The 24,700-nt window shown below is 38.9% G+C and carries 25 protein-coding genes; 14 read left to right on the plus strand and 11 right to left on the minus strand.

Features of this window, described 5'->3' with window-relative positions:
- Window positions 1-69 precede the first annotated feature (69 nt).
- A complete protein-coding gene (locus ACHFIZ_RS07670) occupies window positions 70-1,395 on the minus strand; it encodes a peptidoglycan DD-metalloendopeptidase family protein (protein ID WP_410884489.1) in 1,326 nt (441 codons plus the stop codon).
- A gap of 236 nt (window positions 1,396-1,631) precedes the next feature.
- Here ACHFIZ_RS07670 and ACHFIZ_RS07675 point away from each other — a divergent pair, with 236 nt between their 5' ends.
- Together ACHFIZ_RS07675 and ACHFIZ_RS07680 are read left to right on the plus strand one after the other, a co-directional pair.
- The gene (locus ACHFIZ_RS07675) at window positions 1,632-1,961 is read left to right on the plus strand and encodes a helix-turn-helix domain-containing protein (protein WP_410884491.1); all 330 of its coding nucleotides are present in this window, start codon (window positions 1,632-1,634) and stop codon (window positions 1,959-1,961) included.
- Between the two features lie 8 nt (window positions 1,962-1,969).
- Entirely contained in the window at window positions 1,970-3,079 is a 1,110-nt protein-coding gene (locus ACHFIZ_RS07680; RefSeq protein WP_410884493.1) for an AI-2E family transporter, read from the plus strand.
- Here the strand turns inward: ACHFIZ_RS07680 and ACHFIZ_RS07685 are convergent.
- The 5 genes from ACHFIZ_RS07685 to ACHFIZ_RS07705 all read right to left on the minus strand — a co-directional run bounded on the left by ACHFIZ_RS07685 (window position 3,076) and on the right by ACHFIZ_RS07705 (window position 6,463).
- Window positions 3,076-3,537 carry a low affinity iron permease family protein gene (locus ACHFIZ_RS07685; protein ID WP_410884495.1) on the minus strand — a complete coding sequence of 154 codons (462 nt, stop codon included), beginning with the start codon at window positions 3,535-3,537 and terminating at the stop codon, window positions 3,076-3,078. The genes ACHFIZ_RS07680 and ACHFIZ_RS07685 overlap by 4 nt on opposite strands.
- A gap of 456 nt (window positions 3,538-3,993) precedes the next feature.
- Window positions 3,994-4,248, minus strand: a complete 255-nt coding sequence (locus tag ACHFIZ_RS07690; protein WP_410884497.1) for a hypothetical protein — start codon at window positions 4,246-4,248, stop codon at window positions 3,994-3,996.
- A gap of 312 nt (window positions 4,249-4,560) precedes the next feature.
- Entirely contained in the window at window positions 4,561-5,214 is a 654-nt protein-coding gene (locus tag ACHFIZ_RS07695) for a YceH family protein (RefSeq protein WP_410884499.1), read from the minus strand.
- An 11-nt stretch (window positions 5,215-5,225) separates the two neighbouring features.
- On the minus strand, window positions 5,226-6,221 hold the full coding sequence (gene mgrA / locus ACHFIZ_RS07700; protein WP_410884501.1) for an L-glyceraldehyde 3-phosphate reductase: 996 nt from the start codon (window positions 6,219-6,221) through the stop codon (window positions 5,226-5,228).
- A 62-nt stretch (window positions 6,222-6,283) separates the two neighbouring features.
- A complete protein-coding gene (locus ACHFIZ_RS07705; RefSeq protein ID WP_410884503.1) occupies window positions 6,284-6,463 on the minus strand; it encodes a histone H1 in 180 nt (59 codons plus the stop codon).
- 113 nt (window positions 6,464-6,576) lie between these two features.
- On the opposite strand from ACHFIZ_RS07705, the gene ACHFIZ_RS07710 reads away from it, so the two are divergent.
- Window positions 6,577-6,939, plus strand: a complete 363-nt coding sequence (locus ACHFIZ_RS07710; RefSeq protein ID WP_410884505.1) for a response regulator transcription factor — start codon at window positions 6,577-6,579, stop codon at window positions 6,937-6,939.
- 10 nt (window positions 6,940-6,949) lie between these two features.
- On the opposite strand, the gene ACHFIZ_RS07715 is transcribed toward ACHFIZ_RS07710, so the two are convergent.
- Entirely contained in the window at window positions 6,950-7,720 is a 771-nt protein-coding gene (locus tag ACHFIZ_RS07715) for a queuosine precursor transporter (protein WP_410884507.1), read from the minus strand.
- A 66-nt stretch (window positions 7,721-7,786) separates the two neighbouring features.
- Here ACHFIZ_RS07715 and ACHFIZ_RS07720 point away from each other — a divergent pair, with 66 nt between their 5' ends.
- From ACHFIZ_RS07720 to ACHFIZ_RS07745, 6 genes are read left to right on the plus strand one after another with little or no spacing between them, the layout of a single operon-like run.
- The gene (locus ACHFIZ_RS07720) at window positions 7,787-8,932 is read left to right on the plus strand and encodes a methionine aminotransferase (protein WP_410884509.1); all 1,146 of its coding nucleotides are present in this window, start codon (window positions 7,787-7,789) and stop codon (window positions 8,930-8,932) included.
- A 24-nt stretch (window positions 8,933-8,956) separates the two neighbouring features.
- Window positions 8,957-9,760, plus strand: a complete 804-nt coding sequence (locus ACHFIZ_RS07725; RefSeq protein ID WP_410884511.1) for a nitrilase family protein — start codon at window positions 8,957-8,959, stop codon at window positions 9,758-9,760.
- A 15-nt stretch (window positions 9,761-9,775) separates the two neighbouring features.
- Window positions 9,776-10,813 carry a N(4)-(beta-N-acetylglucosaminyl)-L-asparaginase gene (locus ACHFIZ_RS07730; RefSeq protein WP_410884513.1) on the plus strand — a complete coding sequence of 346 codons (1,038 nt, stop codon included), beginning with the start codon at window positions 9,776-9,778 and terminating at the stop codon, window positions 10,811-10,813.
- Between the two features lie 9 nt (window positions 10,814-10,822).
- On the plus strand, window positions 10,823-11,584 hold the full coding sequence (locus ACHFIZ_RS07735) for a copper homeostasis protein CutC (RefSeq protein WP_410884515.1): 762 nt from the start codon (window positions 10,823-10,825) through the stop codon (window positions 11,582-11,584).
- Window positions 11,584-13,371, plus strand: coding sequence for a translation elongation factor 4 (lepA, locus tag ACHFIZ_RS07740; protein ID WP_410884517.1), 1,788 nt, complete (start codon window positions 11,584-11,586; stop codon window positions 13,369-13,371). The genes ACHFIZ_RS07735 and lepA overlap by 1 nt, the downstream gene beginning before the upstream one ends.
- 30 nt (window positions 13,372-13,401) lie before the next feature.
- Entirely contained in the window at window positions 13,402-14,280 is an 879-nt protein-coding gene (locus ACHFIZ_RS07745) for a bifunctional 5,10-methylenetetrahydrofolate dehydrogenase/5,10-methenyltetrahydrofolate cyclohydrolase (protein WP_410884519.1), read from the plus strand.
- 9 nt (window positions 14,281-14,289) lie between these two features.
- Here the strand turns inward: ACHFIZ_RS07745 and ACHFIZ_RS07750 are convergent, their stop codons facing one another.
- On the minus strand, window positions 14,290-14,625 hold the full coding sequence (locus ACHFIZ_RS07750; protein ID WP_410884521.1) for a Rieske (2Fe-2S) protein: 336 nt from the start codon (window positions 14,623-14,625) through the stop codon (window positions 14,290-14,292).
- A gap of 103 nt (window positions 14,626-14,728) precedes the next feature.
- Between ACHFIZ_RS07750 and ACHFIZ_RS07755 the strand changes: the two genes are divergently transcribed.
- Together ACHFIZ_RS07755 and ACHFIZ_RS07760 are read left to right on the plus strand one after the other, a co-directional pair.
- Window positions 14,729-15,352 carry a 7-carboxy-7-deazaguanine synthase QueE gene (locus tag ACHFIZ_RS07755; RefSeq protein WP_410884523.1) on the plus strand — a complete coding sequence of 208 codons (624 nt, stop codon included), beginning with the start codon at window positions 14,729-14,731 and terminating at the stop codon, window positions 15,350-15,352.
- A gap of 49 nt (window positions 15,353-15,401) precedes the next feature.
- Window positions 15,402-17,297: an OmpA family protein gene (locus tag ACHFIZ_RS07760; RefSeq protein ID WP_410884525.1), complete on the plus strand. Its 1,896-nt coding sequence runs from the start codon at window positions 15,402-15,404 to the stop codon at window positions 17,295-17,297.
- On the opposite strand, the gene kdsA is transcribed toward ACHFIZ_RS07760, so the two are convergent.
- Both kdsA and recQ read right to left on the minus strand, forming a co-directional pair.
- Window positions 17,294-18,109, minus strand: coding sequence for a 3-deoxy-8-phosphooctulonate synthase (gene kdsA / locus ACHFIZ_RS07765; protein ID WP_410884527.1), 816 nt, complete (start codon window positions 18,107-18,109; stop codon window positions 17,294-17,296). The genes ACHFIZ_RS07760 and kdsA overlap by 4 nt on opposite strands.
- A 9-nt stretch (window positions 18,110-18,118) precedes the next feature.
- On the minus strand, window positions 18,119-20,308 hold the full coding sequence (gene recQ / locus ACHFIZ_RS07770) for a DNA helicase RecQ (RefSeq protein ID WP_410884529.1): 2,190 nt from the start codon (window positions 20,306-20,308) through the stop codon (window positions 18,119-18,121).
- An 89-nt stretch (window positions 20,309-20,397) separates the two neighbouring features.
- On the opposite strand from recQ, the gene ACHFIZ_RS07775 reads away from it, so the two are divergent.
- Genes ACHFIZ_RS07775 through ACHFIZ_RS07785 form a run of 3 tightly spaced genes read left to right on the plus strand, consistent with a single transcriptional unit; the run spans window position 20,398 to window position 23,757 of the window.
- Window positions 20,398-21,363 (plus strand): SIS domain-containing protein, encoded by a 966-nt coding sequence (locus ACHFIZ_RS07775; protein ID WP_410884531.1) that lies wholly within the window; start codon window positions 20,398-20,400, stop codon window positions 21,361-21,363.
- Between the two features lie 11 nt (window positions 21,364-21,374).
- Window positions 21,375-22,466: a mannose-1-phosphate guanylyltransferase gene (locus ACHFIZ_RS07780; RefSeq protein ID WP_410884533.1), complete on the plus strand. Its 1,092-nt coding sequence runs from the start codon at window positions 21,375-21,377 to the stop codon at window positions 22,464-22,466.
- Window positions 22,467-22,485: 19 nt separating this feature from the next.
- Entirely contained in the window at window positions 22,486-23,757 is a 1,272-nt protein-coding gene (locus ACHFIZ_RS07785) for an Hsp70 family protein (protein ID WP_410884535.1), read from the plus strand.
- Here ACHFIZ_RS07785 and rlmB read toward each other — a convergent pair whose 3' ends face one another.
- Entirely contained in the window at window positions 23,758-24,525 is a 768-nt protein-coding gene (rlmB, locus tag ACHFIZ_RS07790) for a 23S rRNA (guanosine(2251)-2'-O)-methyltransferase RlmB (RefSeq protein ID WP_410884537.1), read from the minus strand.
- Window positions 24,526-24,700: the final 175 nt, after the last annotated feature.

Below are 24,700 nucleotides of genomic sequence, written 5' to 3' on the forward strand. Positions count from 1 at the left end.
TTTATCAATTTCGCAATTCATTGCGATAAAACGCTGATTTGTTAAAATTTAGAACTATTCTAAAAAGGGTTAGCGTGTTTTAATCCAGCCCAATATGTCTGATGAGCCCTTTATTAACGTATAATCACCGGAATATCCCAGAATTTGTACGGTGGAATTAAGTGGCATTAAAGTTTTTTGCGCTGCAGTGCTGTCAGGCTTATCAAACACCATTTGTTCAGTTGCAACGATTCTAATTCCTTTAATTGGTTTTGTAATTGGGATCAATCTGTTACTTTGTAAATAGCCTGATGTTCCATCGGGAAGTTCGATCCGATACCAATTTTTATTGACGCCCTGTACTTTAACTATGGAGTTTAATATTAATGATTTCATTTCGGTTGCCACTTCTTCGGCGCTAACGTAGATGTCAGTGGTTCTATTAGTCCTCATGGTTGAATTCAGATTTTCAGCAGAAGCCAAGATTTCTGGTAGCTGCTTGATCGACGGATTTACAAATGGAAAAGGATCGACTGGGCCATCCGAACCATAGATTCCGAAATGTAAATGGGGAGCGGTAGTTCTGGCATTGCCCGTATTTCCCACAAGTCCAAGAGTGTCCCCTACAACAACCTGCTGACCTTCTACAGCAATCTGTTTGTCGAGATGCGCGTAATACAAAGTGAAGTTCTTTCCGGTGGGTCTCATCCAGACTACTTTTCCTCCAAGATTATTCTCGTTCACCCGGGTAATTATTCCATTTGCTGAAGCGATAACAGGGGTAAGCCGGGCGGCGAAAATGTCTACACCTTCATGTTTTCGGGTGTTCGCATCACGACCATCTCCAAAGAAACTTTGTATATTATTTCTTGAAGTTGTTTTAATAGGATATTCTAGTGAAGGTCCGTAATTAATCTCCAGGAGATATTCTCCGCTAGTTAACAATTCCGGTTGAAGTCTTACCAGATATTTACCGGTGTTATCGATTTCATATTCAAGGCCGACTTTAAGGGTGTCTAAAAACGCTAGAGATTTTATTTTTTGGTTTTCCAAAAACATGAGGTCTACGTATATCCTAAAGTCTTCAACTGGTTTTTGGGAGATTGCAATGCTAATTTTCTGACCTTTCGTCGCTGTAAATTCATACGCTATTGCTGTTACGTTTTCTGCAGAGAAATAACCTCTTTCTTTGAACGGGAGTTTGATTTGGGAAGGGCGTAGCAAACTGGCTTTTGAGGCATTTATCCAGGCTGACCCAGCGGCGGTTTGATCAAAACCCGTGGTTGTAAGCTTACGTTGGTATTGCTCGTGGGGCGATGCAGCTTTGAATAAATTTAAAGTGCCAGTTTTACAAGAGAGTAAAAATGAGCAGCAAATTAAAGCAATATATAGAGACTTTAACTTAAGAATGTCCATAATACGAGATTTTAAAGGAATAGAACATTTTAACTAGCACATCGTTTGCTTTTACTCGATTTTATAAGCAGATAGAAATATATTTATATTAACTTTAATGAAAGATAAAACGTGCTCCGTTAATAAGTCTACCAGATTTTTGTTTAACATATAAATCCGGTATTGTTTTTATTTCGTAGATCATTTTATTTTCTTTGTAATTTAAATAATTCATTAATAAAAAACTTAAGCAATTTATGGATCACATTGGCAAAAATATCAAACTTTTAAGACAGAAGCACAATTGGAATCAAAGCCAAGTGGCGAAACAGCTTAAGATTTCAACACCTGCGTTTTCGAAGATCGAAACAGGAATTACTGACGTAAACTATTCGAGACTGGATCAGATCGCAAAGATTTTTGAAGTTCCGGTAACTGCTTTATTGGCCCATGAAAAGGACAATTTCCAGTCAAAGCGTCAGGAAGAATTAGAAATTTTAACCAATAAGTTAAACAAAAGGGAGGAAGAGATTATTAAGCTTCAAAGCCTGCTCATAGAACTCTATGAAGAGGTTAGAAAAAAGTAAATTTCATCATGCCTAAACTGCAACAAAGCGTTTATATTTTATTCTTTTTGTTTTTATCTTTCGCCGGCTTATATTTTGGCGACGAGTTCTTAATTCCGGTAGCTCTTGCTGCGGTATTTTCTATGCTTTTCATAAGGTTTTGCAATTGGATGGAAAGTAAAGGACTTAAGAGGGGTTTAGCCTCATTTATTTGCATCGTAGTATTCTTAATATCTGTACTTGCAATCATTCTTCTAATGAGCTGGCAACTGAGCAGTTTGTCCGAGAATATGGATGAGATGAAGAACAGGTTAATCGAGCTTTTAAATAACACTAGAGAGTGGTTAAGCAGAACTATCGGTATTTCCTTTAGGCAGCAGGAAAAAATCATTAATCAACAAAGTCCGTCTGGCGCGAGCACTGCGGGAAGTATCGCAATGGGTTTTGCTTCGGGTACTTTTGGGTTACTTGTAAATTCCTTACTAGTAATGGTTTACATGTACTTATTTCTATTCTACAGATCTCACATTAAGAACTTCATACTTAAACTCGCTAACGGAGGCGACAAAAATCTTGCAGATGAAATCGTTCATAAATCTGGGAAAGTGGCTCAAAAATATTTAAGTGGCCTCGGCGCTATGATCCTTGTATTATGGATAATGTATGGTATCGGATTCTCATTAGTCGGCGTAGAAAACGCTATATTTTTTGCAGTTTTATGTGGTATCCTAGAAATTGTACCTTTCGTTGGGAATCTCATCGGGACATCCTTAACAATCCTTTCGGTTGTAGCCCAGGGTGGAGATGCGAAGATGATTGTTTGGGTATTGGTAACCTATTTCGTAGTGCAATTTATACAAACTTATATACTGGAACCCTTAGTGGTTGGCGAACAAGTAAGCATTAATTCCCTGTTTACAATAATGTCTATCGTGGTCGGGGAAATGGTTTGGGGAGTTGCAGGAATGATTTTAGCCATTCCTTTGCTTGGAATCGTAAAGATCATTTGCGACAATGTTCCTGACCTCCAGCCTTATGGATTTTTAATCGGACCAGCGGTTAAAAAAGAAAAACGGCGAAGTCTGATCTACCGCTTCAAAAGAAAGACGGCTGTTGAAGTTAGCAACAAAGAATATTAGTAACCTTGACCTTGTCCCAACGACTTTTTGTCTTTGTGTCTGACTACAGCTTGATCTATGGAGTGTGATTGATGAATATCGCCATCAGCTTCGGCGATATCAGAAAGCTTTTGGTAGTATTTGTGAAGAACATCCAATTCAGATTCGGTTAAATCCTCTATGTCAACCATTCTGTTACTTGCATGTCGGCTTGCAGCAATCAGTTCATTTAGCTTTAACTGGATTGCCTTTGAATCCTTGTTTTGTGATTTCTGTATAAGAAATACCATTAAAAAAGTGATGACTGTGGTTCCGGTGTTGATTACCAGCTGCCAAGTATCTGAGTAATGAAATATAGGACCAGTAATAATCCAAATAATTATGATCATGAGGGCAGTACCGAAAGCGGCGGCGCTTCCTGTCCACGTTGTTATTTTGTTTGATACCCGCTCAAAGATGTTGTGTTTCTTCTTCTCCATTTACCTAATTATTAGTTGAGTTTTATCTGACAACAAATAACGTCATTATCTAGCTACCAAAAATCATTGATGAGAACAATGTTTCATACAGTTTGTTCTGCTTAAGTACTTTAATAATCCAGAATACAATGAATCAGCCTATATATTGGATATTTATACTTGCTTTACCTGTCGCTGTATCGCCTGGATCGTTACTAAAGAAGAAATATTTAGAGAACCAAGAAATTACTGTGTGGAAAAATCAAAAAACAGCAAAACTATATATTACTTCAGAGCTGCTTATTATGACACGTTATACATTGCTGTATGCAGAGTGGCGACGATATATAATTGTAGGCTTTTAAATCGTCTGGATGGCAAATGTATATATGAGCCTCTACAATATCATATGCATAGACTTAATTAAGGAGAAATCAGTTGCTAAAAAAGAAGAGGGGAAAATTAATTATGGGTACTTCACCTCCTGATAATCCTTTCGCTTTCTTTTTCATCATCATCTGGATGATTCCCCAAGTCAGTCTCAGGCATCTTACTTCTGTTTGAGTCCTCAGGCTTTACTTTTTCATCCTGGTCGTTCATGTTTTCTATAGCAGACAACTTGGCGCCTTCACGTTTTTCACTACTACTATTAAATTTTGGGAGGTTGAGATTCTCAGGATGTTCCACATCGTACTGATTTGATTCCGGTTTTGGTGTTGAATGATCGTTCATAGCTCTGGCAATCTAATTTAATAGAATCTAACAGGCTAATTATCAAATTGTTTTAGCTGATGTGATTCGACATAGATTTGTCAAAAACACAGCCTGCAGGAGCAGCTATAAACTTTGTTTGTATTTTTGACTAAATCAATAAATTAGTCAGAAGTTATGAAGACAATTATACGTTTTTTTACTATCATGGTTTTATGCTCATCCTGTTCTGAGCCTAAAATAAAACTTAGAGCTCCACAAGCGTTAGGTGCGGAAAGACAAGTTATGAATGATACTTTAAGTAATGATAATAAAAGTATCGAAAAAAAGAAGTTATCCGATTAGTTCTTTCATGAGCTTATCAAAATCTGCCTTTAACAAGGCTAATTCTTCTTCTACCTTGGCAAGTCTAATTTCCAATTCGCCAGCAGGCTTAGCATATGATTCAGTTTCCTGTTCTATTTGCAAAATATCCGGAGTTCCGCTTAAGAGGTGAGTATACCTGGTTTCCTTCTGTCCTGCTCTCCTGGGTAATTGCATAACGTATGGCAACTGAGGATCTGAAAGTCGCTCAAGAACAGATTGCACCTCTTCCAATGAATCGAACTCATACAGTCTACCCGAATTTGTATTGAGTTCTCCCGGTGTTTGAGGGCCTCTTAACATTAGTAGGCACAAGATGGAAACTTCGGCAGGTAATACGGGAAATACTATAGCGAAGTTATGTTTATACTTTATTACCCGGCTGGATCCACCAGTTGCTGTAGAAATTAACCCTTTACGCTTCAAAGTATCCAAGACTAATGTTACTGTTTGATCATCATACTGAACAACTGGCTTACGGGAGGTTTTCTGATTGCAGGCCACAGTAATCGCATTTATAGTCATTGGATAGTATTCAGGAATAGTCTTTGACTTTTCCATCAGGACACCAAGTATGCGGATCTCTTTCGCGTGAAGTACTGGTAGGGCTTTATTCTCTTCCATAGCTGCTCTTGTTAGGCATTTGCCAGTATTTCATCAATCTGGCTTAATTCCTCTGTGCTAAAGTTAGTAGATTCAAGACTTTGTAGTGAGTCTGCCAATTGTTCTGGTTTACTTGCCCCCACCAGTACAGACGTAATACGGTTATCCTTTAAAATCCATGAAAGCGCCATTTGCGCAAGTTTTTGTCCCCTACTTTCAGCTATAAAATTTAATTTATTAAGCTGAGAAACTTTTTCTTCTGTAATTTGATTTTCCTGTAGAGCTCCATGAGCCTTAGCTGCCCTTGAATCAATGGGAATGCCGTTAAGGTATTTATCAGTGAGCAGCCCTTGCGCAAGCGGTGAAAACGGAATGCAGCCGACTCCTTCTTTACTCAGTAGATCAAGCAAACCCCCTTCTACCCATCGTTCATACATTGAGTATTTAGGCTGATGAATAAGACAGGGCGTACCTAGTTCTTTAAGAATCTTAATTGCTTTTGCCGCCTCGTCTGCGCTGTAGTTTGATATTCCAACATATAGTGCTTTTCCTTGACGTACCACCAAATCCAACGTGTGCATGGTTTCTTCAAGAGGTGTTTCAGGATCCGGACGATGATGATAGAAGATGTCTACATATTCCATATTCATTCTCTTTAAGCTCTGGTCGAGACTTGATACAAGATATTTCTTGGAACCCCAATCTCCATAAGGTCCATCCCACATGGTATAGCCGGCTTTTGTAGAAATGATCATTTCATCTCTATAGCCTCTGAAATCTCTTTCTAGAAGCTTTCCAAAATTCTCTTCGGCTGAACCCGGTGGTGGGCCATAATTGTTAGCCAGGTCAAAATGATTAATACCATTATCAAAGGCAAGCTTTAAAATGTTGGCACTGTTTTCCAGTTGGTCTACATGGCCAAAATTATGCCAAAGACCCAGCGAAATCTCCGGAAGCATTATACCGCTGTTTCCACAACGTCTGTACTTCATTTTACTATACCTTTCAGGATGAGGAGTGTAACTCATAATTAGACGAGAAAATATCCAGCAGTGACCAAATCACTGCTGGGGCTTAAACTAAATTAACTTTATTTATCGCTGTTTTTTTTATCGGTTACTTCAGCACGAATTTCTTGAGCAAGAACTTTTAAATCTTGCATTGCTTTACGAACTCTTGTTCCCGCTGCACTGTTACCAGCATTATAAAACTTCTCTGCATCAGCCTCAACAGAAGCTAATAATTCCTTTACTTTTGAAAATTTTTCCATGTTCAATTATTTAATTTATGCGCCAAATATATATTATTTGAGCACTATGTCCATGTTTTCAAAACCTTTTTTCCTTTAGCGCGTTATTTTTTCAAACGGACAGGCACTTAATTATGGATAAACTTATACATGTTGTTGAGGATGATGATGACATACGCTTCATCGTAGAATATATTTTAACAGAGTCTGGTTATAAAGTGGAATCATCCTCAAATGCGAGCGCTTTCTATAAGTCGCTGGAACACACCACACCAGATCTAATCCTTCTTGACGTGATGTTACCTGATGGTAATGGGATTGACATTTGCAGAGATTTAAGAGAAAAAGAAAGCACAAGGGATATAAAAATCATCGTCATGTCTGCACATGCAGCAGAAAAGGCAGTTCTTGAAGAGGCCTGCTCTGATGATTTCATTAGTAAACCTTTTGATCTTGACGATCTGTTGCGACATGTAAAACGTTTTGTGCCTCGTTAAATTATTCCGCTTACCTTCTTCCAGCCATTGTGATCATTCTCTGGGACAGATCTTTTCCAAGATATTTATCTATTATGCCATGAACAAGGTAAAGTATCGGGGTCATGAGAATGGCAACAATAAATTTATATATATAATTGACAAGTCCTATCGCGGCCACCATCTGCCAGCTCCAACTGTATTGAGGATTTAAATAAAATGCTATAAAAATTACCACAAAGCTATCAATCAATTGCGACACGAGTGTAGAACCGGTAGAACGTAACCAAAGCGCTTTATCTCCTGTTATCCTTTTAATTTTATGAAAGATTAAGACATCCGCAATCTGACCTACCAGAAAGGCGATAATTGAACCTACTATTATCCACATTCCCTGACCGAAGATCCCTGCAAAAGCATTGTTCATATCTAACTTGCTGCCATTAATAGTTTGTGTTACCCAAAAAACTGAGGGCGTCAAATGCATTGCCGCAGCAACTACAATGAAGGCATAAGAGATGAGAATAGCGGTAAGAATGGAAAGAAATCGCACTTGCTTTACGCCAAAGTATTCATTGATGATGTCTGTCATAATAAAAATTATAGGCCAGGTAAGTACACCTGCAGACATATTAAAAGAAAGATTTGGTACGCCTAGCAGATTTATGTCGAAATTTTTGATCCCTAGTGTACCCTCTACAGAAAATATTTTGACACCAATAAATTCCGATAGAATGGCGTTCGCCACAAAAAAAGCACTGAGTATGAGCAAGAGCTTGCTCTCTTTTGTTTTAAAAGTCATAGAAGGCTTAAATTATTAAATAAATCCGATATGTTAGGATAATTATTATTTCTATTTTCGCTGTGCATGATAGCTATACAAACGAAATTACCTAGAGTTGACACTACGATCTTTACTGTGATGTCTAAACTTGCTACAGAACATGGTGCCATCAATCTTTCTCAGGGATTTCCTGACTTCAGTTGTGACCCAGAGTTGATCGCCTATGTCACTGAAGCAATGAAGAATGGACACAACCAGTATGCACCTATGGCTGGTACGGAAGAATTAAAATCTATGATTGCAAGTAAAAATGAAGCTCTGTACGGTGCAAGTTATGATCCTGAGCACGAAATTACTGTTACTGCAGGTGGTACTCAAGCTATTTTCACAGCACTTGCGGCAACTATAAGTGTTGGGGACGAGGTCATTATTTTTGAACCCGCCTATGATTGCTATTCACCCGCCATCAAATTACTGGGAGGTTTAGTAAAGCCATTTGAACTTTCGCCCCCTGATTATGAGATCGACTGGAACATGGTAAAGAAGTTATTTTCGGCCAACACAAAAATGATCATCTTAAATAGTCCGCAAAATCCCACTGGGAGAATAATGAAAGAAAATGATATTCAGGAACTGATTAAGCTCACAAAAGACACAGATATCTTGATTCTAAGTGACGAGGTTTATGAGCACATAATTTACGATGGGGAAAAACACCTCAGCGTTTCAAAATATGCTGAACTTCGGGAACGGAGTTTTGTAGTGGCATCTTTCGGAAAAATGTTGCATGCAACAGGTTGGAAACTGGGGTACTGTCTCGCTCCTGCATACTTAATGAAAGAATTTAGAAAGGTTCATCAATTCAACGTTTTTAGTGTAAACACACCTATGCAAATTGGGATTGCTAAGTATTTAAGTGTTTCTGCCAGATATACTGAACTAGGTGCATTTTTCCAGCAGAAGCGTGATCTGTTCAGAGCTCTCCTTAGCGAAACTAAATTTAAATTATTACCTTGTAATGGTTCATATTTCCAATGCGTTACTTACGAAGAGGTTGCAGACCTTAGCGATAACGATATGGCTTTGAGACTGGTAGAAGAGTACGGCGTCGCTAGTATTCCTGTTTCAGCCTTTTACAGTAGAAATACGGATCACCATGTACTGAGGTTTTGTTTTGCTAAAAAGCAAGAAACCTTAGAAAAAGCCGTTGAGAGACTAACGAAATTATAAGTTACATTTAATTGAATTAGAACTATGGATGATTCCAACTACCCAAACATTAGTAACCTAAAAATCACTATTTTTCAGGCCTATCTTTTTTGGGAGAATATTGAAAAAAATCTCAAGAATCTCACGCTTCGTCTTTCTATGGGCATTAAAGAGAAGACTGACCTTATTATATTACCTGAAATGTTCAACACAGGCTTCAGTATGAATGCTAAAGCGCTTGCGGAAGAAACGAATGGAGTTACAATGCAATGGATGACTCAAACGGCTATCAAATACGACTGTATTGTAGCTGGAAGTCTTATAATTAAAGAGGAAAATTTTTATTATAACCGGTTAATCTGGATGCATCCGAATGGAGAGTTTAGCTTTTACAACAAACGCCACCTATTTGGATTGGGCGAGGAAGATAAAAACTACCAGGCAGGTGCCGAGAACGTAATTGTTCAACTGAAAGGATGGAAAATTAGTTTGGCTATTTGCTACGACTTACGATTTCCCGTTTGGCTAAGAAACAAAAATGAAGAGTATGACATATTATTGCTCATCGCCAGCTGGCCAGACAAACGTTCGGCACACTGGAATGCATTAATTCCTGCCCGCGCCATCGAGAACCAGAGTTATGTGATTGGTGTAAACCGAGTAGGTCACGATGGAAAGGAAGTCTATCACAGCGGACATTCGCAATGTATCGACCCAATGGGAAAAACTATATATTACAAGCCTGAAGACGAAGACCTATACACATTTAGCATAGGTTACAAGGAGTTGATAAAAACACGCAGGAGCTTCCCTTTTTTAAAGGACGCAGATAATTTTGAAATAATTTAAATACCACAAGCAAACATGTTTGACCGCAGAAAATTCATTAAGGCAACGGCAATTTCCGCGTCGTTACTTGTTGTCGATAAAAAAAGTATAGCCTCCGTAATCCAATCTTCTAAAGTTTCTGCAGGTACCAAGCCCATCGTTATTTCAACATGGGACTTCGGGATACCCGCAAATCAGGCTGCCTGGAAAGTATTATCTTCTGGTGGCAGGGCTTTGGATGCTGTTGAAGCAGGTGTACGTGTGCCTGAAGCAGATCCAAATATTCAAACAGTGGGTTATGGCGGGTTACCCGATCGAGATGGACATGTGACCCTTGATGCCTGCATTATGGATGAGTTTGGAAATTGCGGTTCCGTTGCCGGAATAGAACATATAAGTCATCCAATTTCGGTAGCGAGACTGGTTATGGAAAAAACTCCCCATGTGATGCTTGTTGGTGATGGTGCTTTACAATTTGCTTTAGAGAACGGTTTCAAAAGAGAAAACTTGCTTACTAAAAAAAGTGAGGCTGACTGGCGAGAATGGCTCAAAACGGCTAAGTATGCGCCAGTAATGAATATTGAGAATAAAAGCTATGATAAGGTTGCTCCTACTAAATTGCCAGGCAATCAGTATAACCACGATACGATTGGAATGCTTGCTCTGGATGCTAAAGGCAACCTTTCTGGTGCCTGTACGACAAGCGGAATGGCCTATAAACTTCATGGCCGTGTAGGAGATAGTCCGATTATTGGAGCGGGTTTATACCTCGACAATGAAATTGGTGGTGCTACCTCAACAGGTGTAGGAGAAGAAGTAATAAGAAATGTAGGTAGTTTTTTGGTTGTGGAATTGATGCGACAAGGATATACTCCTGAGGCCGCCTGCAAAGAAGCAGTTATGAGGATCATCAAGAAAAAGCCAGATATTGCAAAGAACATTCAGGTTGGGTTTTTGGCCTTAAATAAAAAGGGCGAATATGGGGCCTATGCCATTCAAACTGGTTTCAGTTATGCTGTTTGTGATGAAAAGAAGAATGACCTTCTTATTGCAGGCAAAAGTTATTACAACTAGGGAGACAATATGATAAACATGGAAGTTTGTGCGAACTCGCTCGCTTCGGCCTTGCAGGCAGAGAAAGGAGGAGCAATTCGCGTGGAACTCTGCGACAATCTCCTGGAAGGCGGAACAACACCAAGTTACGCCCAGATAAAGCTGGCAAAAGAATATTTAAACATTGACGTTTATCCAATTATACGACCAAGGGGTGGCGATTTCCTTTACAGTGATCTTGAATTTACACTCATGCGTGAAGACATTTTAATGTGCAGGAAGCTAGGCTGTGATGGAGTTGTTATTGGAATTTTAACAGCAAATGGAACGATTGACATGGTAAGGTGTTCTGAATTAATCGCTCTGGCCAGACCTATGAAAGTAACCTTTCACCGCGCATTCGACATGAGCGCCGACCTTTGTAAAGCTTTGGAAGATGTTATTTCGCTCGGATGTGATCGAATTTTAACTTCCGGAGGAAGCGCATCGGCTTTTAATGGCTTACAAGTTATAAAACAGCTCGTAGAACAGGCGGGCGATCGTATAACTATAATGGCCGGTGCTGGTGTATCCGAGAGTAACATTGCTGAAATTGTTAATCAGACTGGCATTAAGGAATTTCATGGTTCTGCCAGAAAGTTTTTTAGCAGTAATATGACCTTTAAGAATAATAACATTAGCATGGGTGGAGATACCGATGAATACAGTTATAGTTTAACAGACAGCGCTACAGTAAAGAATCTCATTGACCTAGCCAATAGTTCAGGCAAAATATTATCTTTGCGCAACTGATGAAGCATATACGTAATTTTTGCATAATTGCACATATTGACCACGGAAAAAGCACTCTGGCTGACCGTTTATTAGAATATACCAACACGATTACGCAAAGGGAATCTCAAGCGCAGTTGCTTGATGACATGGATTTGGAACGTGAACGTGGAATTACCATTAAAAGTCATGCCATCCAGATGGACTACGTACAGGATGGGCAACCTTATATTCTTAACTTGATTGATACGCCTGGACACGTAGATTTTTCTTACGAGGTTTCAAGATCAATTGCAGCTTGCGAAGGAGCACTGCTTATTGTAGATGCTTCACAAGGTATTCAGGCTCAAACCATCTCGAACTTATATCTGGCATTGGAACATGATCTTGAAATCATTCCGATCCTAAATAAAATGGATTTACCCGGTGCAATGCCGGAAGAAGTAAAAGATCAGATAATCGAGCTGATTGGATGCAAAAGGGAAGAAATTATACCCGCTTCAGGCAAGACCGGACAAGGAGTTCACGATATTCTTAGAGCAATTGTTGAGCGTGTTCCTCCTCCTGTGGGTAATCCTGAAGGTGAGCTTCAGGCGCTCATTTTCGATTCTGTTTTCAACTCTTTCAGAGGTATTATTGCTTATTTTAAAGTACTTAATGGAGAGATCAGAAAAGGTGATAAGGTTAAGTTTGTTGCAACCGGTAAAGAATACATTGCCGAAGAAGTTGGTACGCTTAAGCTTAAGCAAGCACCTAAGGATGTCATAAAAACTGGAGATGTGGGATACATTATCTCTGGTATAAAAGAGGCAAGAGAAGTAAAGGTCGGTGATACAATTACCCATAAAGACAAACCAAGTTTGGAGCCTATTAAGGGCTTTGAGGAAGTTAAACCAATGGTATTCGCGGGAATCTATCCTGTTGATACAGATGAATTCGAAGAGCTGAGAGAGGCTATGCATAAGTTACAACTTAACGATGCCTCTATCGTATTTGAACCGGAATCATCAGCTGCACTAGGCTTTGGATTCCGATGCGGTTTCCTCGGAATGCTACATATGGAGATTATCCAGGAACGTTTGGAACGTGAGTTCGATATGACTGTAATTACTACAGTGCCTAACGTTTCTTATCAGGCCATGACGACAAAATCTGACCTGATTATTGTAAATAATCCATCTGACCTTCCTGATCCAAGTAAGTTGGAGTACGTTGAAGAACCCTACATTAAAGCGAATATTATTACAAAATCTGAGTTTGTTGGCCCAGTAATGTCGCTTTGTATTCAGAAGCGTGGAATAATTGTCAACCAATCTTACCTTACATCTGATCGTGTAGAGCTTGTTTTCGAGATTCCTATGGGTGAGATAGTATTCGACTTTTACGATAGACTAAAGACGATATCCAAAGGCTATGCATCGTTTGACTACCATCAAATTGGTTATCGTAAGTCCGACTTGGTAAGATTAGATATCCTTCTTAACGGAGAACCCGTCGATGCATTATCTTCACTTATCCACCGAAGCAATTCTTATGATTTCGGCAAACGAATCTGCGAGAAATTGAGAGAATTAATTCCTCGTCAACAATTTGAGATCATTATTCAGGCTTCGATTGGTGCAAAAATTATAGCAAGAGAGACAGTTAAAGCTTTACGTAAAGACGTGACAGCGAAGTGTTATGGTGGTGATATTTCACGTAAGCGTAAATTATTGGAAAAGCAGAAAAAAGGAAAGAAGCGCATGCGCCAGGTCGGTAATGTAGAAATTCCTCAGACAGCCTTTATGGCAGTATTGAAACTTGATTAATTTAAATTTAGAAGGCAACAAGACTTGACCATGAAGTTACTTGACGGAAAATACGTATCAGAGAAAGTCAAACTAGATATTGCTGAAGAAGCCGCCGCATTCTTAGCAGAAAGTGGCAGAAAGCCACATCTTGTTGCCATATTAGTCGGTAACGATGGTGGTAGCGAAACCTATGTTGCCAGCAAAATGAAGAACTGTGAAAAAGTAGGTTTTAAATCCACATTAGTACGTTACGATAATTCTGTAACTGAACAGGAATTATTAAAAAAAGTAAAAGAAATCAACGCCGATGCAGGTGTTGATGGATTAATTGTTCAACTTCCACTACCTAAACATATCGATCCAGAGCGGGTCACCGAAACCATTGATTACAAGAAAGATGTAGACGGTTTTCACCCGGTGAACTTGGGTAGAATGATGCGTAATTTGCCCTGTTTTATCCCTGCGACTCCTTACGGAATTATGATGATGCTAGAAGCGTACAACATTGATACTTTAGGAAAGCATTGCGTAGTTGTAGGAAGAAGTAACATTGTAGGTAGTCCGATGAGTATCCTCATGGCCCGTAACGCTAATCCTGGCAACTGTACGGTCACTTTAACGCATAGTAAAACCACTAATTTAAGGGAGATTACGCTTCAAGCTGATATAATTATTGCCGCTATAGGAAAGAAAAATTTCATAACAGCTGATATGGTAAAATCCGGTGCAATTGTGATAGATGTGGGGATGAATCGAGAAACTTCTGAGGTTACAAAATCAGGTTACAAGTTGTTTGGTGACGTTGATTTTGAAAGCGTTTCAGAGAAAGCTTCCTGGATCACCCCTGTTCCTGGGGGTGTGGGATTAATGACAATTGTAGGTCTACTCAAAAACACACTTGCTTCAGCTAAAGGCCAAATTTATTAATTAGGTTAACTAAAAAAGCCTTTTCCAAAAGCTTTTTTCAAAACCAATGTAAGGTCCATCATTGCGGACTTCAACCGGATAGGTATTGACATAATCTCCCTGGCCTGAAGCCCCTCTCCCATTCTCCAGGCTATATTCCCAGCGGTGAATTGGACAAATGATATTGCCATTCTTGCACCAGCCTCCACTTAAAATCCCTCCCGCATGTGGGCATGAGTTTTCAACGGCGTAAAGCTTGCCATGATCTTTTATCAGGCATAGTTTTTTTCCATCCAACTTAATTTCTTTTACGAAATCATCGTCAGGAATGTTGTCGTTTACTTTAATCCAGTTTAAATGAGACATTTTATTTTAATATGAACATTTTCATAGCGCGGTCATTAAAAGTGTCAATATACGTACTTTGACTTTTGCTTACATTATTTTATTTACCTTTGCGGCCTTAAATATGGCACATCAAATACCAGCAGACGGCACGCTACTTCCATTGATGGAAGAATTTTACACCATCCAGGGAGAAGGTTTTAATACCGGAAAAGCTGCCTACTTTATCCGTTTAGGGGGCTGTGACGTAGGTTGTCATTGGTGTGATGTTAAGGAAAGCTGGGACGCGGAATTGCACCCGCTTACATTGTCTGACGACATCGTCACAAAGGCTAGTAGTTTCCCAGGAAAAGCCGTAGTTATCACTGGTGGAGAACCTTTAATTTACAATCTGGACTACTTGACAAAAAAGCTTCATGAAAAGGGCATCCTTACATTTATAGAGACCTCTGGCGCTTACCCTTTGTCCGGAGATTGGGACTGGATCTGCTTATCTCCTAAAAAATTTAAAGCTCCACGACCAGACATCACCCCTTTTGCAAATGAGCTAAAAGTAATAGTTTTCAACAAAAGTGATTTCAAATGGGCTGAGGAATACGCAGCGACAGTGTCACCGAACTGCAAGCTCTATCTGCAACCTGAGTGGTCTAAATCGAAAGAAATCACACCACTGATTATTGAATACGTGATGGCTAATCCCAAGTGGGAAATATCTCTGCAGACCCACAAATTTCTCAATATTCCTTAATTTATAAGCATTTAGTGTTAGCTTTATTGATTAAGCTAATCCTGCTTCAATGAGAAAGTGGTTAATAATTATCCTGTGTTTTCCTATAGCCCAACTTAGCTGGGCTCAGAACTCAACAGTAAAAAAGGCCCAGAGTAGTTTTGAAAAAGCGCAGTTCCTTCTTAAAAAAGATCAATACGAAGCTGCTATCGGGTTACTGGAAGAATCAGTAAAATATGACCCCGGTTTTCAGTATGCCTACATTCAGTTAGGAGATTTAAACCGACGGCTGAAAGATTTACCAAAGGCAAAATCTGCCTATTTAACAGCCATTTCTATATCAGGAAATCTAGATCCCAGAGTTTACTTTGGCTTGGCAGAAGCGGAGCTTGGTACAGGTGACTATGAAAATGGTCTTAAAAGTATTCAATATTTCACACAGCAGTATAAAGGAACTGATCAGGACTTCACTGTTAAAGCTAAAAAATATACTGTCGATGCCGAGTTTGCGAAAAAAGCGTTACAAAATCCTGTTAAATACGAACCAATAAATATGGGTCCGAAAATCAACTCGGCAGGCAGAGACTATTTCCCTTCCTTAACAGCGGATGGAAATACGTTGATCTTTAGCAGATCAATAAATGAAAATGAAGACTTTTATATCTCTCAGCGTATCGATGGAAACTGGATAGATCCAAAAGGGTTAAGTGAGAAAATCAATACTTCTAACTTCAATGAAGGGGCTCAATCTATCTCGCCTGACGGGTCGTATTTGTTTTTTACCGGTTGTGGCAGGCCGGATGGATTTGGTAGATGCGATATTTACTTATCTCACAAAGAGGGCAACGATTGGGGGATTCCATTCAACCTTGGCAATAAGGTAAACTCAATCTATTGGGATTCACAGCCCGCAATAAGTCCGGATGGTAGTACACTGTATTTTGTAAGTAACCGGCCTGGTGGTTATGGCAGCTATGATATATGGAAAAGCACATTGCAAAATGATGGGTATTGGAGTATTGCAGTTAATTTAGGTCCTAAAATAAACACCCCTTACGATGAGCATACGCCATTTCTACATCCTGATGGAAGAACTTTATACTTTTCTTCTGATGGCTGGCCGGGGATGGGCAACAAGGATATCTTTTTAAGCAGAATGGATGGCAGTGGAAGTTGGACAACACCAGAGAATCTTGGCTACCCAATTAACACTTTCAATGAAGAAACTGGTCTTATTGTTTCTCTAGATGGAACTCAAGGATTATTTTCATCAGATCTAAAAGGCGGTTATGGCGATATGGACATTTATCAGTTTCAAATGCCAAGAGATAAAAAGCCTATGCCAGTTAGTTATGTTAAGGGAACGGTTACTGATAAAGAGACAGGAATTTTTCTCGATGCAGAAATTCAGATGGTAAATGTGGCAAATGAAAAAATTGCTTATAACGATTATACTTCGGCTAAAAATGGTCAATTTCTTGCTGTGACGCCTATTAGCGGAAATTATGCGCTTAACGTAAGTGCTGATGGATACTTATTTTATTCTGAAAATATTGTTCCGGTCAAAGGCTCTTATGACAAGCCATTTCTTATTCAGGTCAAGCTTATGAAAATAAAGGTTGGTAAGGACGTAGTTTTAAAAAACATCTTTTTCAATACAAATGAGTTCATACTGCTTCCTGAATCGCTCACCGAACTGTATAATTTGTCCCAGCTTCTTATGAAGAATCCTAGTTTAAACATTGAGATCCAAGGCCACACTGATAATATAGGCAATGATGCACAAAATGAGAAGCTATCGCTGAACAGGGCGAAATCGGTTTATGATTATCTGATCACACAAAAAATTGGAGCTGAAAGATTGAGCTTCAAAGGATATGGAAAGCAACATCCGATAGCTGATAATGAGACAGAAACAAATAGACAGCAGAATAGAAGAACGTCCTTCGTCGTTACCAAAGTTTAAATAACTGCCTGTCTAATTCTCAGCAATTTTACAAGTAATTCTTCTAGAAGATCAAGATGTAGCATATTGGCGCCATCTGACTTTGCGTTGACAGGATCAGGATGGGTTTCAATAAAAAGTCCGTCCGCGCCAACAGCGATGGCTGCTTTGGCGATTGTCCCGATTAATTCAGGTTTTCCACCCGTTACACCACTAGTCTGGTTTGGCTGTTGTAAAGAGTGAGTGCAATCCATTACCACAGGCACATTAAAGGTTTGCATTTCGGGCAAGCCCCGATAATCTACTATCAAATCCTGATAACCAAATGTATTACCTCTATCCGTTAAAATCACTCTGTTATTGCCGGCTTCGACAATCTTTTCTACTGCGAACTTCATGGAACCTGCAGATAAAAACTGCCCTTTTTTAACATTAATTACTTTCCCAGTTTTAGCTGCAGCGATTAAAAGATCCGTTTGACGACATAAAAATGCGGGGATTTGCAATATATCTACATAGCTCGCAGCCATTGCTGCTTCTTCATGTGCATGAATATCTGTTACGGTAGGTACATCAAACGTTTTGCCTATCTTTTCAAGAATTTTAAGTGCCTTTTCATCACCAATACCGCAGAAGGAACTGCCTTTTGACCGGTTGGCTTTTCGGTAGGAACCTTTGAAGATATAGGGTATCTGAAGCTTATCAGTAAGTACTACAATCTTTTCGGCAATGCGCATCGCTATATCCTCACCTTCAATGGCACAGGGACCAGCCATTAGAAAAAAATTATTGGACTTCTGGTTCTTGAGCTTATCTAATGAAAAATTGATCATGATAGTGTTTTAATTTCCTAGTTCTGACATGAACTTAATACGCATTAATTGAATTTCTTCTCTGGAGTAATCGGATTCACCTAATTCTTTCAACGCTTCGTCGATCGAGTCATTTTCTGCAGACTGAAAATAGTCAAATACTTCACCCTGTCTATCTTCATCTATAATCTCGTCTACAAAATAGGTTAAGTTAAGTTTGGTTCCAGAGTTTACAATCGCCTCCACCTCTTTAAGAATGTCGTCGTAAGTGATCCCTTTTGATTTGGCGATATCTTCAAGACCAATCTTCCTATCAATGTTTTGGATTATTGAGACTTTGAGCTGAGATTTATTGGCTTGTGTTTTAATAATTAAATCAATCGGACGCTCTAGGTCGTTATCCTCAACGTATTTTTTGATCAACTCTAAAAAAGGATTACCGAATTTCATAGCCTTGCCATTCCCAACGCCAGAGATCTGCTTCAACTCTTCTGTGCTGATTGGATAATGAGTGCACATCTCTTCTAAAGAAGGATCTTGAAAGACGACGAAAGGCGGTACGTTCTTTTGTTTCGCAATCTTCTTTCTTAAATCTTTTAACAGTTGGAGCAATTGGGTATCTAAGGTACCTGACCCATGCTTTACATCATCCTCATCGTCATCGGCGGCGCTTTCGATTGGTTCGTTAAGTATGAATTTAAGGCTGTAAGGATTTTCAATATAATTCAATCCTATATTTGTTAAGGCAAGCAAACCGTAGTTATCTATATCTTTAGATAAGAAATTGTTTAATACCGCTTGCCTAATCAAGGATTTCCAATGATTTACCCCTTCAACAACGCCAATCCCGAACTCAGGAAGTTTCCGATGTTCATAGGCAATTGTTTGAGCAGTTTCTGAGCCCATAATCAAGTTAAGAATATGAGCATCATCAAATTTTTCCCCTATTTTTTTAATAAGTTTTAGAAGAATCCCTAAGGAATCCTCAGCTTCAAACTGCTGTTTAGGTTTTTTACAGTTGTCACACATGCAATTACAACCTGTTTCATTGAAATTTTCACCAAAATAGTGCAGTATTTGCTTTCTTCTACACACACCAGACTCTGCGTAATCTATAACTTCCTTAAGGATTTGTGTACCAATCTCCCGTTCTGAAACAGGCTTGTCTTTCATAAACTTAGCAAGCTTATCGACGTCTTTCTGTGCATAGAAAGCAATACAAATACCCTCTCCTCCATCCCGGCCGGCCCTTCCAGTTTCCTGATAATAACCTTCCATACTTTTAGGTATGTCGTGATGAATAACAAAACGAACATCAGGTTTATCAATACCCATTCCGAAAGCTATGGTCGCAACGATCACTTCAACATCCTCCATAAGGAACTTATCCTGGGTATCTGCTCTGACTTTTGGCTCAAGACCTGCATGATAAGGCAATGCCTTTATACCATTCAAGCTTAAGGTCTCAGCTACTTCTTCAACCTTTTTACGGCTCAAACAATATATGATTCCAGATTTGCCTGTATTTTGCTTTATGTACCTAATAATCTCTTTTATTACGTCTCTTTTCGGCCTAATTTCATAAAAGAGGTTCGGACGGTTAAATGAAGATTTAAATAGCGTGGCATCAGACATCTGAAGATTTTTTATAATGTCTTGTTGAACCTTTGGCGTTGCCGTTGCGGTTAGTGCTATAATTGGTATATTATCCCCGAGGCCCTGAATTACCTGCCTGATCTTCCTGTACTCCGGTCGAAAATCATGACCCCACTCTGAAATACAATGCGCTTCATCAACGGCCACAAAAGATATGGTAATAAGCTTTAGAAACTCGATATTTTCTGTTTTTGAAAGCGATTCAGGAGCCACGTACAATAACTTAGTCTGGCCTGATAACAAATCAGTTTTTACTGCCGCAATTTCTGCTTTATTGAGTGAAGAGTTTAGAAAATGCGCTATGCTGTCACTTCCTCCAAATGCTCTTAACTGGTCCACCTGATTTTTCATCAAGGCAATAAGAGGGGAGATTACGATGGCAGTTCCACCTTGCATTAATGCGGGTAATTGATAGCAAATAGACTTCCCTCCTCCTGTTGGCATGATAACGAAAGTGTTCTTTTTTTCAAGAACATTTGTGATGATCGACTCCTGATCACCTTTAAAATTATCAAAACCAAAAAAGGTTTGTAAGTTGTCAAACAACGACTTTTTCACATCCATTTCTTATATAAAATATTCAGTGCTATTTTTACTTCAAAATAACATAATTTTGCATTACTACAAAGCATCAATATACTAAATAATTCTGTTTGAAAAGTAAAAAATCCATAATACAGGAGGCTGTCAGCACTTTAAACTTAGAAGCCCATGCAATATTAGGTCTCATAAAAAATATCGATGAAGACTTTGTTAAAGTTGTAGAGTTAATAGTAAAAAGTGAAGGACGTGTAATTGTAACAGGAATAGGTAAAAGTGCAATTATAGCTCAAAAAATTGTCGCTACCTTTAATTCAACAGGTACCCCTTCAATCTTTATGCACGCAGCAGATGCCGTGCACGGCGACTTAGGGATGATTCAGAGGAACGATGTCGTAATATGTCTTTCTAAAAGCGGAAATACCCCTGAAATTAAGGTCCTCACACCTTTGCTTAAGCAAACTGGAAATATCATAATTGGTATGGTAGGAGAATTGAATTCAGAACTTGCTTTACAAGCGGATTTTGTCCTAAATACCTATGTTGAAAAAGAGGCTTGCCCACACAACTTGGCCCCAACTACCAGTACTACCGCTCAATTAGCCATGGGAGATGCCTTGGCGATCTGTCTTTTGAATGCCCGCAATTTTAACGAAGAAGATTTCGGGAAATTTCATCCCGGAGGGGCGCTTGGTAAACGTTTATATCTTAAAACAGGCGACTTAGCCGTACGCAACGCAAAACCAAGTATCCACCCAGACGCATCTATTAAAGATGTTATTGTTGAAATCAGTCAAAACCGTTTAGGTGCTACTGTTGTTATTGATGGCAATGACATTTTGGGAATAATTACGGATGGTGATATCAGACGAATGCTTGAACAACATTCTAATTTGACAGACATTACTGCTAAAGATATTATGACCCAGAATCCAAAACATCTTGATAAAGAAGTGCTTGCTGTGCAGGCATTGGAATTAATTAAAGGGAATAATATTACGCAACTTTTGATTACCGATTCTAATAAGTACTTCGGTATGATACATTTACATGACCTTCTTCAGGAAGGTATTATTTAGAGAGTTCAAATATGAATAAAAATAATTACGCCCTTATAATGGCTGGCGGTGTTGGTAGTAGGTTTTGGCCCGTTAGCAGAACTGAATACCCTAAACAATTTATTGATTTCTTCGGAGTTGGTAAAACTCTTATACAAAGTACCTATGAACGATTCCTTAAGATTTGTCCAGCCGAAAACATATTTATAGTTACCAACGAGATATATAAAGCTATAATTAAGGAACAGCTACCTGATATTGGTGACAATCAAATACTTGCCGAGCCAATCATGCGCAATACGGCACCATGTATTTTATATGGCTCAATGAAGATTGCGATGTTGAATCCGGATGCAACAATTGTTGTTGCTCCTTCTGATCATACAATTACTAATCCAGATGCATTTGTAGCTGCTATTGATCAATCTTTAAAAGCAGCAGCAGAAAATGATTGCCTGATAACACTTGGCATCAAACCAAGTCGCCCTGATACAGGTTTCGGATATATTCAATATACCGAGCACGCATTACCGACTGATGAGGAGATTTTCAAAGTAAAGATTTTCACTGAGAAACCCAATTTAGACTTAGCAAAGTCATTTATTCAAAGTGGAGATTTTCTATGGAATGCAGGGATTTTTATCTGGTCTGCCAATTCTATTAATAAAGCTTTTCAAAAGCATTTACCAGAAATGCATGAGATATTCTATCAGGGAAATTTCCTTTATAATACCGAGAATGAAGGCGAATTTATTAGCGATGCTTATCAGCAATGTACAAATATCTCTATTGACTTTGGAATAATGGAAAAAGCGGAAAACGTATACGTGCTTCCTGCTGATTTTGGCTGGTCTGACCTTGGAACATGGGCTTCAATTTATGATATTGCAGAACATGACTATGTTGGTAATGCGGTGATTCCTTCAGAGAAGGTAATGATGTTCAATTCCTCTAATTGTATGGTCAATGTTCCAAAGGATAAGTTAGTTATACTTCAGGACCTCCATGATTATATCGTCGTAGAATCAAACAATACCCTATTAATTTGTCCCCGGTCTGAAGAGCAAAGCATTAAGCAAATTGTTGCTGATGTAAAATCGAGATTTGGAACAAAATACATCTAAAGTTAAGGCGTAAAAATACATGGGTAATTTTCTCTATGGAATAGATTTTGGGACAACCAATTCTGCTCTTTCCATATACAATGAAGACTCGAAAGAGATCGTTGCAACCATCATCGTCCCTTCACTTTTATACTTTTTTTCAGATCAGAGTAGTTCAGCACCGTTAAAATATGTTGTGGGCAAAGAGGCTATTGAGGCCTATGTAACTGATGGAATGAGCGGTAGATTCATGAAATCTATCAAGCGTATTCTACCAAGAAGCAGTTTTATAGAAACCAAAATCTACAACCGGAGATTAAATGCTTCGGATCTTGTGACCTTGATTTTGAAGGAATTAAAGCAAAGGGCTGATGTGATTACCGGTGTCGATTGTAGCAAGGCAGTTATTGGCAGGCCTGTTTTTTTTGATGATGATGATGCTTCCAAAGATATCCTGGCGCAAAAAAGGCTAAATCAGGCGGCATCAAATGCAGGTTTTTCAGATGTCAGGTTTCAGTTTGAACCAATTGGTGCTGCCTTTGCCTATGAGCGGACATTAAAGCATAAAGAAAAAGTACTTGTAGCGGATCTAGGCGGAGGAACGACTGACTTTACCTTTCTCTCACTAGATCCAGAACGAGCAGGTGCAAAAGAACGGCATACAGATATTATTGCGACCGGAGGAATCTACATTGGCGGAGACAATTTTGATTCTTCCTTCATGTGGGAAAAAGGCACTCCATATTTTGGAAAACACACCCTTTACGAAGCAGCTCCAGGTAAAATGCTTAATGTTCCTGTTTCACTATTTGCTAATATCTGCTCCTGGGAACAGATGAATTTCTTCAATGGTCAGAAAATAAAAAACGATCTGGACAACTATTACCATTATTCGAAGAAAGATAGAAAGTTTAAAAATCTAATCACACTCACAGAAAACAATCTTGGCTACTCTGTTTTCCAAGCTATCGAACGGAGTAAACTTGAATTGTCAAACAATCCAAATACAGACTTTTTATATTCTAAGATGGGAATCGAAATTGATGAGCAGGTATCGAGAATGGAATATGACCAGATAATTCAAAAGGATTTGAACAAGATCAGTAAGTATCTTGACGAGTTCTTGCTTAAAAATAACATCCTTACAACTGATATTGACAGTTTGTTTCTAACAGGCGGCACATCCATGGTTTCGGCAGTTAATAATTTATTCAACGACAAGTTTCCTGAAAAGCCCATACATTCAGGAGATAACTTTATTAGCGTTGCAAAAGGATTAGCTTACAGTGGATACCTATTTGAGGATAACTAGTTAAGTTGTTCTTTGTCTAATTGCTTCGTATAATATAACCCCTGCTGATACGGAAACATTCAAAGAACTGATTTCTCCCATCATTGGGATTTTAGCGAGATGATTTGCCATCCTCAAGATCTCATTGGAAATACCTTCATCCTCTGCACCCATTACGATGGCAGTTGGCCCAGTATAATCTGGTGCGTAGATCAGGTCAGTTGTTTTTTCTGTACATGCAACAATTTGAAGACCACATTCCTGAAGGTATAGAGCTGTTTTATGCAGGTTTGGATGTCTGCAAACCGGTATGGTAAACAGCGCACCGGCAGACGTTTTAATTGCATCTGCATTGATCTGTGCAGAGTTTTTAGTGGGCACAACAATGGCGTGAACTCCAGCGCAGGCAGCTGTTCTTGCGATTGCTCCCATATTTCTTACATCTGTTATTCCATCAAGGATCAAAATCAGAGGAGTCTCCCCTTTCTCGTAAATTAAAGGAATGATATCTTCGATTTTCTGGAAAGTAATTGCAGAGACAACCGCGATGACACCCTGGTGATTCTTAAGGGTCATCCGGTTTAACTTTTCTACGGGAACGTTATGCACCGGAGCATCAACTTCCTTTAACAGCGCTTTTAGTTCCAGAATGATATCACCTCCCAAACCTCTTTGGATGTAAATACTTTCAATGTCTTTACCAGCTTTTATTGCCTCAATTACAGCTCGGATACCGAAAATAAATTCATTGTTCTCTTTTGGTCTTTGTGGTCTTCTGGAATTTTCCATTTTTTAAAATTGAAGCGCAAAAATAGATCAAATATCGGGGATTCCGTAATCCTTATTCCTAATAGTGGTTTAACCGGTCAATGAACTGGTTGGAAAAACCTTTCGGACGGCCCAGGAATGATAATAATACGTCAAAGAACTTTTCATGCCCGCTTCGCAGTAAGCAACTAACTAA

The organism is Pedobacter sp. JCM 36344 (assembly GCF_046546555.1).
Classification (GTDB): domain Bacteria; phylum Bacteroidota; class Bacteroidia; order Sphingobacteriales; family Sphingobacteriaceae; genus Pedobacter.

Coding starts and splice junctions, on each gene's coding strand:
- ACHFIZ_RS07690 (WP_410884497.1), bottom strand. CDS start 4,248: ATGAACGATCATTCAACACCAAAACCGGAATCAAATCAGTACGATGTG.
- ACHFIZ_RS07685 (WP_410884495.1), bottom strand. CDS start 3,537: ATGGAGAAGAAGAAACACAACATCTTTGAGCGGGTATCAAACAAAATA.
- ACHFIZ_RS07680 (WP_410884493.1), top strand. CDS start 1,970: ATGCCTAAACTGCAACAAAGCGTTTATATTTTATTCTTTTTGTTTTTA.
- ACHFIZ_RS07675 (WP_410884491.1), top strand. CDS start 1,632: ATGGATCACATTGGCAAAAATATCAAACTTTTAAGACAGAAGCACAAT.
- ACHFIZ_RS07760 (WP_410884525.1), top strand. CDS start 15,402: ATGAGAAAGTGGTTAATAATTATCCTGTGTTTTCCTATAGCCCAACTT.
- rlmB (WP_410884537.1), bottom strand. CDS start 24,525: ATGGAAAATTCCAGAAGACCACAAAGACCAAAAGAGAACAATGAATTT.
- ACHFIZ_RS07730 (WP_410884513.1), top strand. CDS start 9,776: ATGTTTGACCGCAGAAAATTCATTAAGGCAACGGCAATTTCCGCGTCG.
- kdsA (WP_410884527.1), bottom strand. CDS start 18,109: ATGATCAATTTTTCATTAGATAAGCTCAAGAACCAGAAGTCCAATAAT.
- ACHFIZ_RS07705 (WP_410884503.1), bottom strand. CDS start 6,463: ATGGAAAAATTTTCAAAAGTAAAGGAATTATTAGCTTCTGTTGAGGCT.
- ACHFIZ_RS07735 (WP_410884515.1), top strand. CDS start 10,823: ATGATAAACATGGAAGTTTGTGCGAACTCGCTCGCTTCGGCCTTGCAG.
- ACHFIZ_RS07785 (WP_410884535.1), top strand. CDS start 22,486: ATGGGTAATTTTCTCTATGGAATAGATTTTGGGACAACCAATTCTGCT.
- recQ (WP_410884529.1), bottom strand. CDS start 20,308: ATGGATGTGAAAAAGTCGTTGTTTGACAACTTACAAACCTTTTTTGGT.
- ACHFIZ_RS07750 (WP_410884521.1), bottom strand. CDS start 14,625: ATGTCTCATTTAAACTGGATTAAAGTAAACGACAACATTCCTGACGAT.
- ACHFIZ_RS07695 (WP_410884499.1), bottom strand. CDS start 5,214: ATGGAAGAGAATAAAGCCCTACCAGTACTTCACGCGAAAGAGATCCGC.
- ACHFIZ_RS07755 (WP_410884523.1), top strand. CDS start 14,729: ATGGCACATCAAATACCAGCAGACGGCACGCTACTTCCATTGATGGAA.
- ACHFIZ_RS07715 (WP_410884507.1), bottom strand. CDS start 7,720: ATGACTTTTAAAACAAAAGAGAGCAAGCTCTTGCTCATACTCAGTGCT.
- ACHFIZ_RS07745 (WP_410884519.1), top strand. CDS start 13,402: ATGAAGTTACTTGACGGAAAATACGTATCAGAGAAAGTCAAACTAGAT.
- ACHFIZ_RS07670 (WP_410884489.1), bottom strand. CDS start 1,395: ATGGACATTCTTAAGTTAAAGTCTCTATATATTGCTTTAATTTGCTGC.
- ACHFIZ_RS07780 (WP_410884533.1), top strand. CDS start 21,375: ATGAATAAAAATAATTACGCCCTTATAATGGCTGGCGGTGTTGGTAGT.
- ACHFIZ_RS07710 (WP_410884505.1), top strand. CDS start 6,577: ATGGATAAACTTATACATGTTGTTGAGGATGATGATGACATACGCTTC.
- ACHFIZ_RS07725 (WP_410884511.1), top strand. CDS start 8,957: ATGGATGATTCCAACTACCCAAACATTAGTAACCTAAAAATCACTATT.
- ACHFIZ_RS07720 (WP_410884509.1), top strand. CDS start 7,787: ATGATAGCTATACAAACGAAATTACCTAGAGTTGACACTACGATCTTT.
- lepA (WP_410884517.1), top strand. CDS start 11,584: ATGAAGCATATACGTAATTTTTGCATAATTGCACATATTGACCACGGA.
- mgrA (WP_410884501.1), bottom strand. CDS start 6,221: ATGAGTTACACTCCTCATCCTGAAAGGTATAGTAAAATGAAGTACAGA.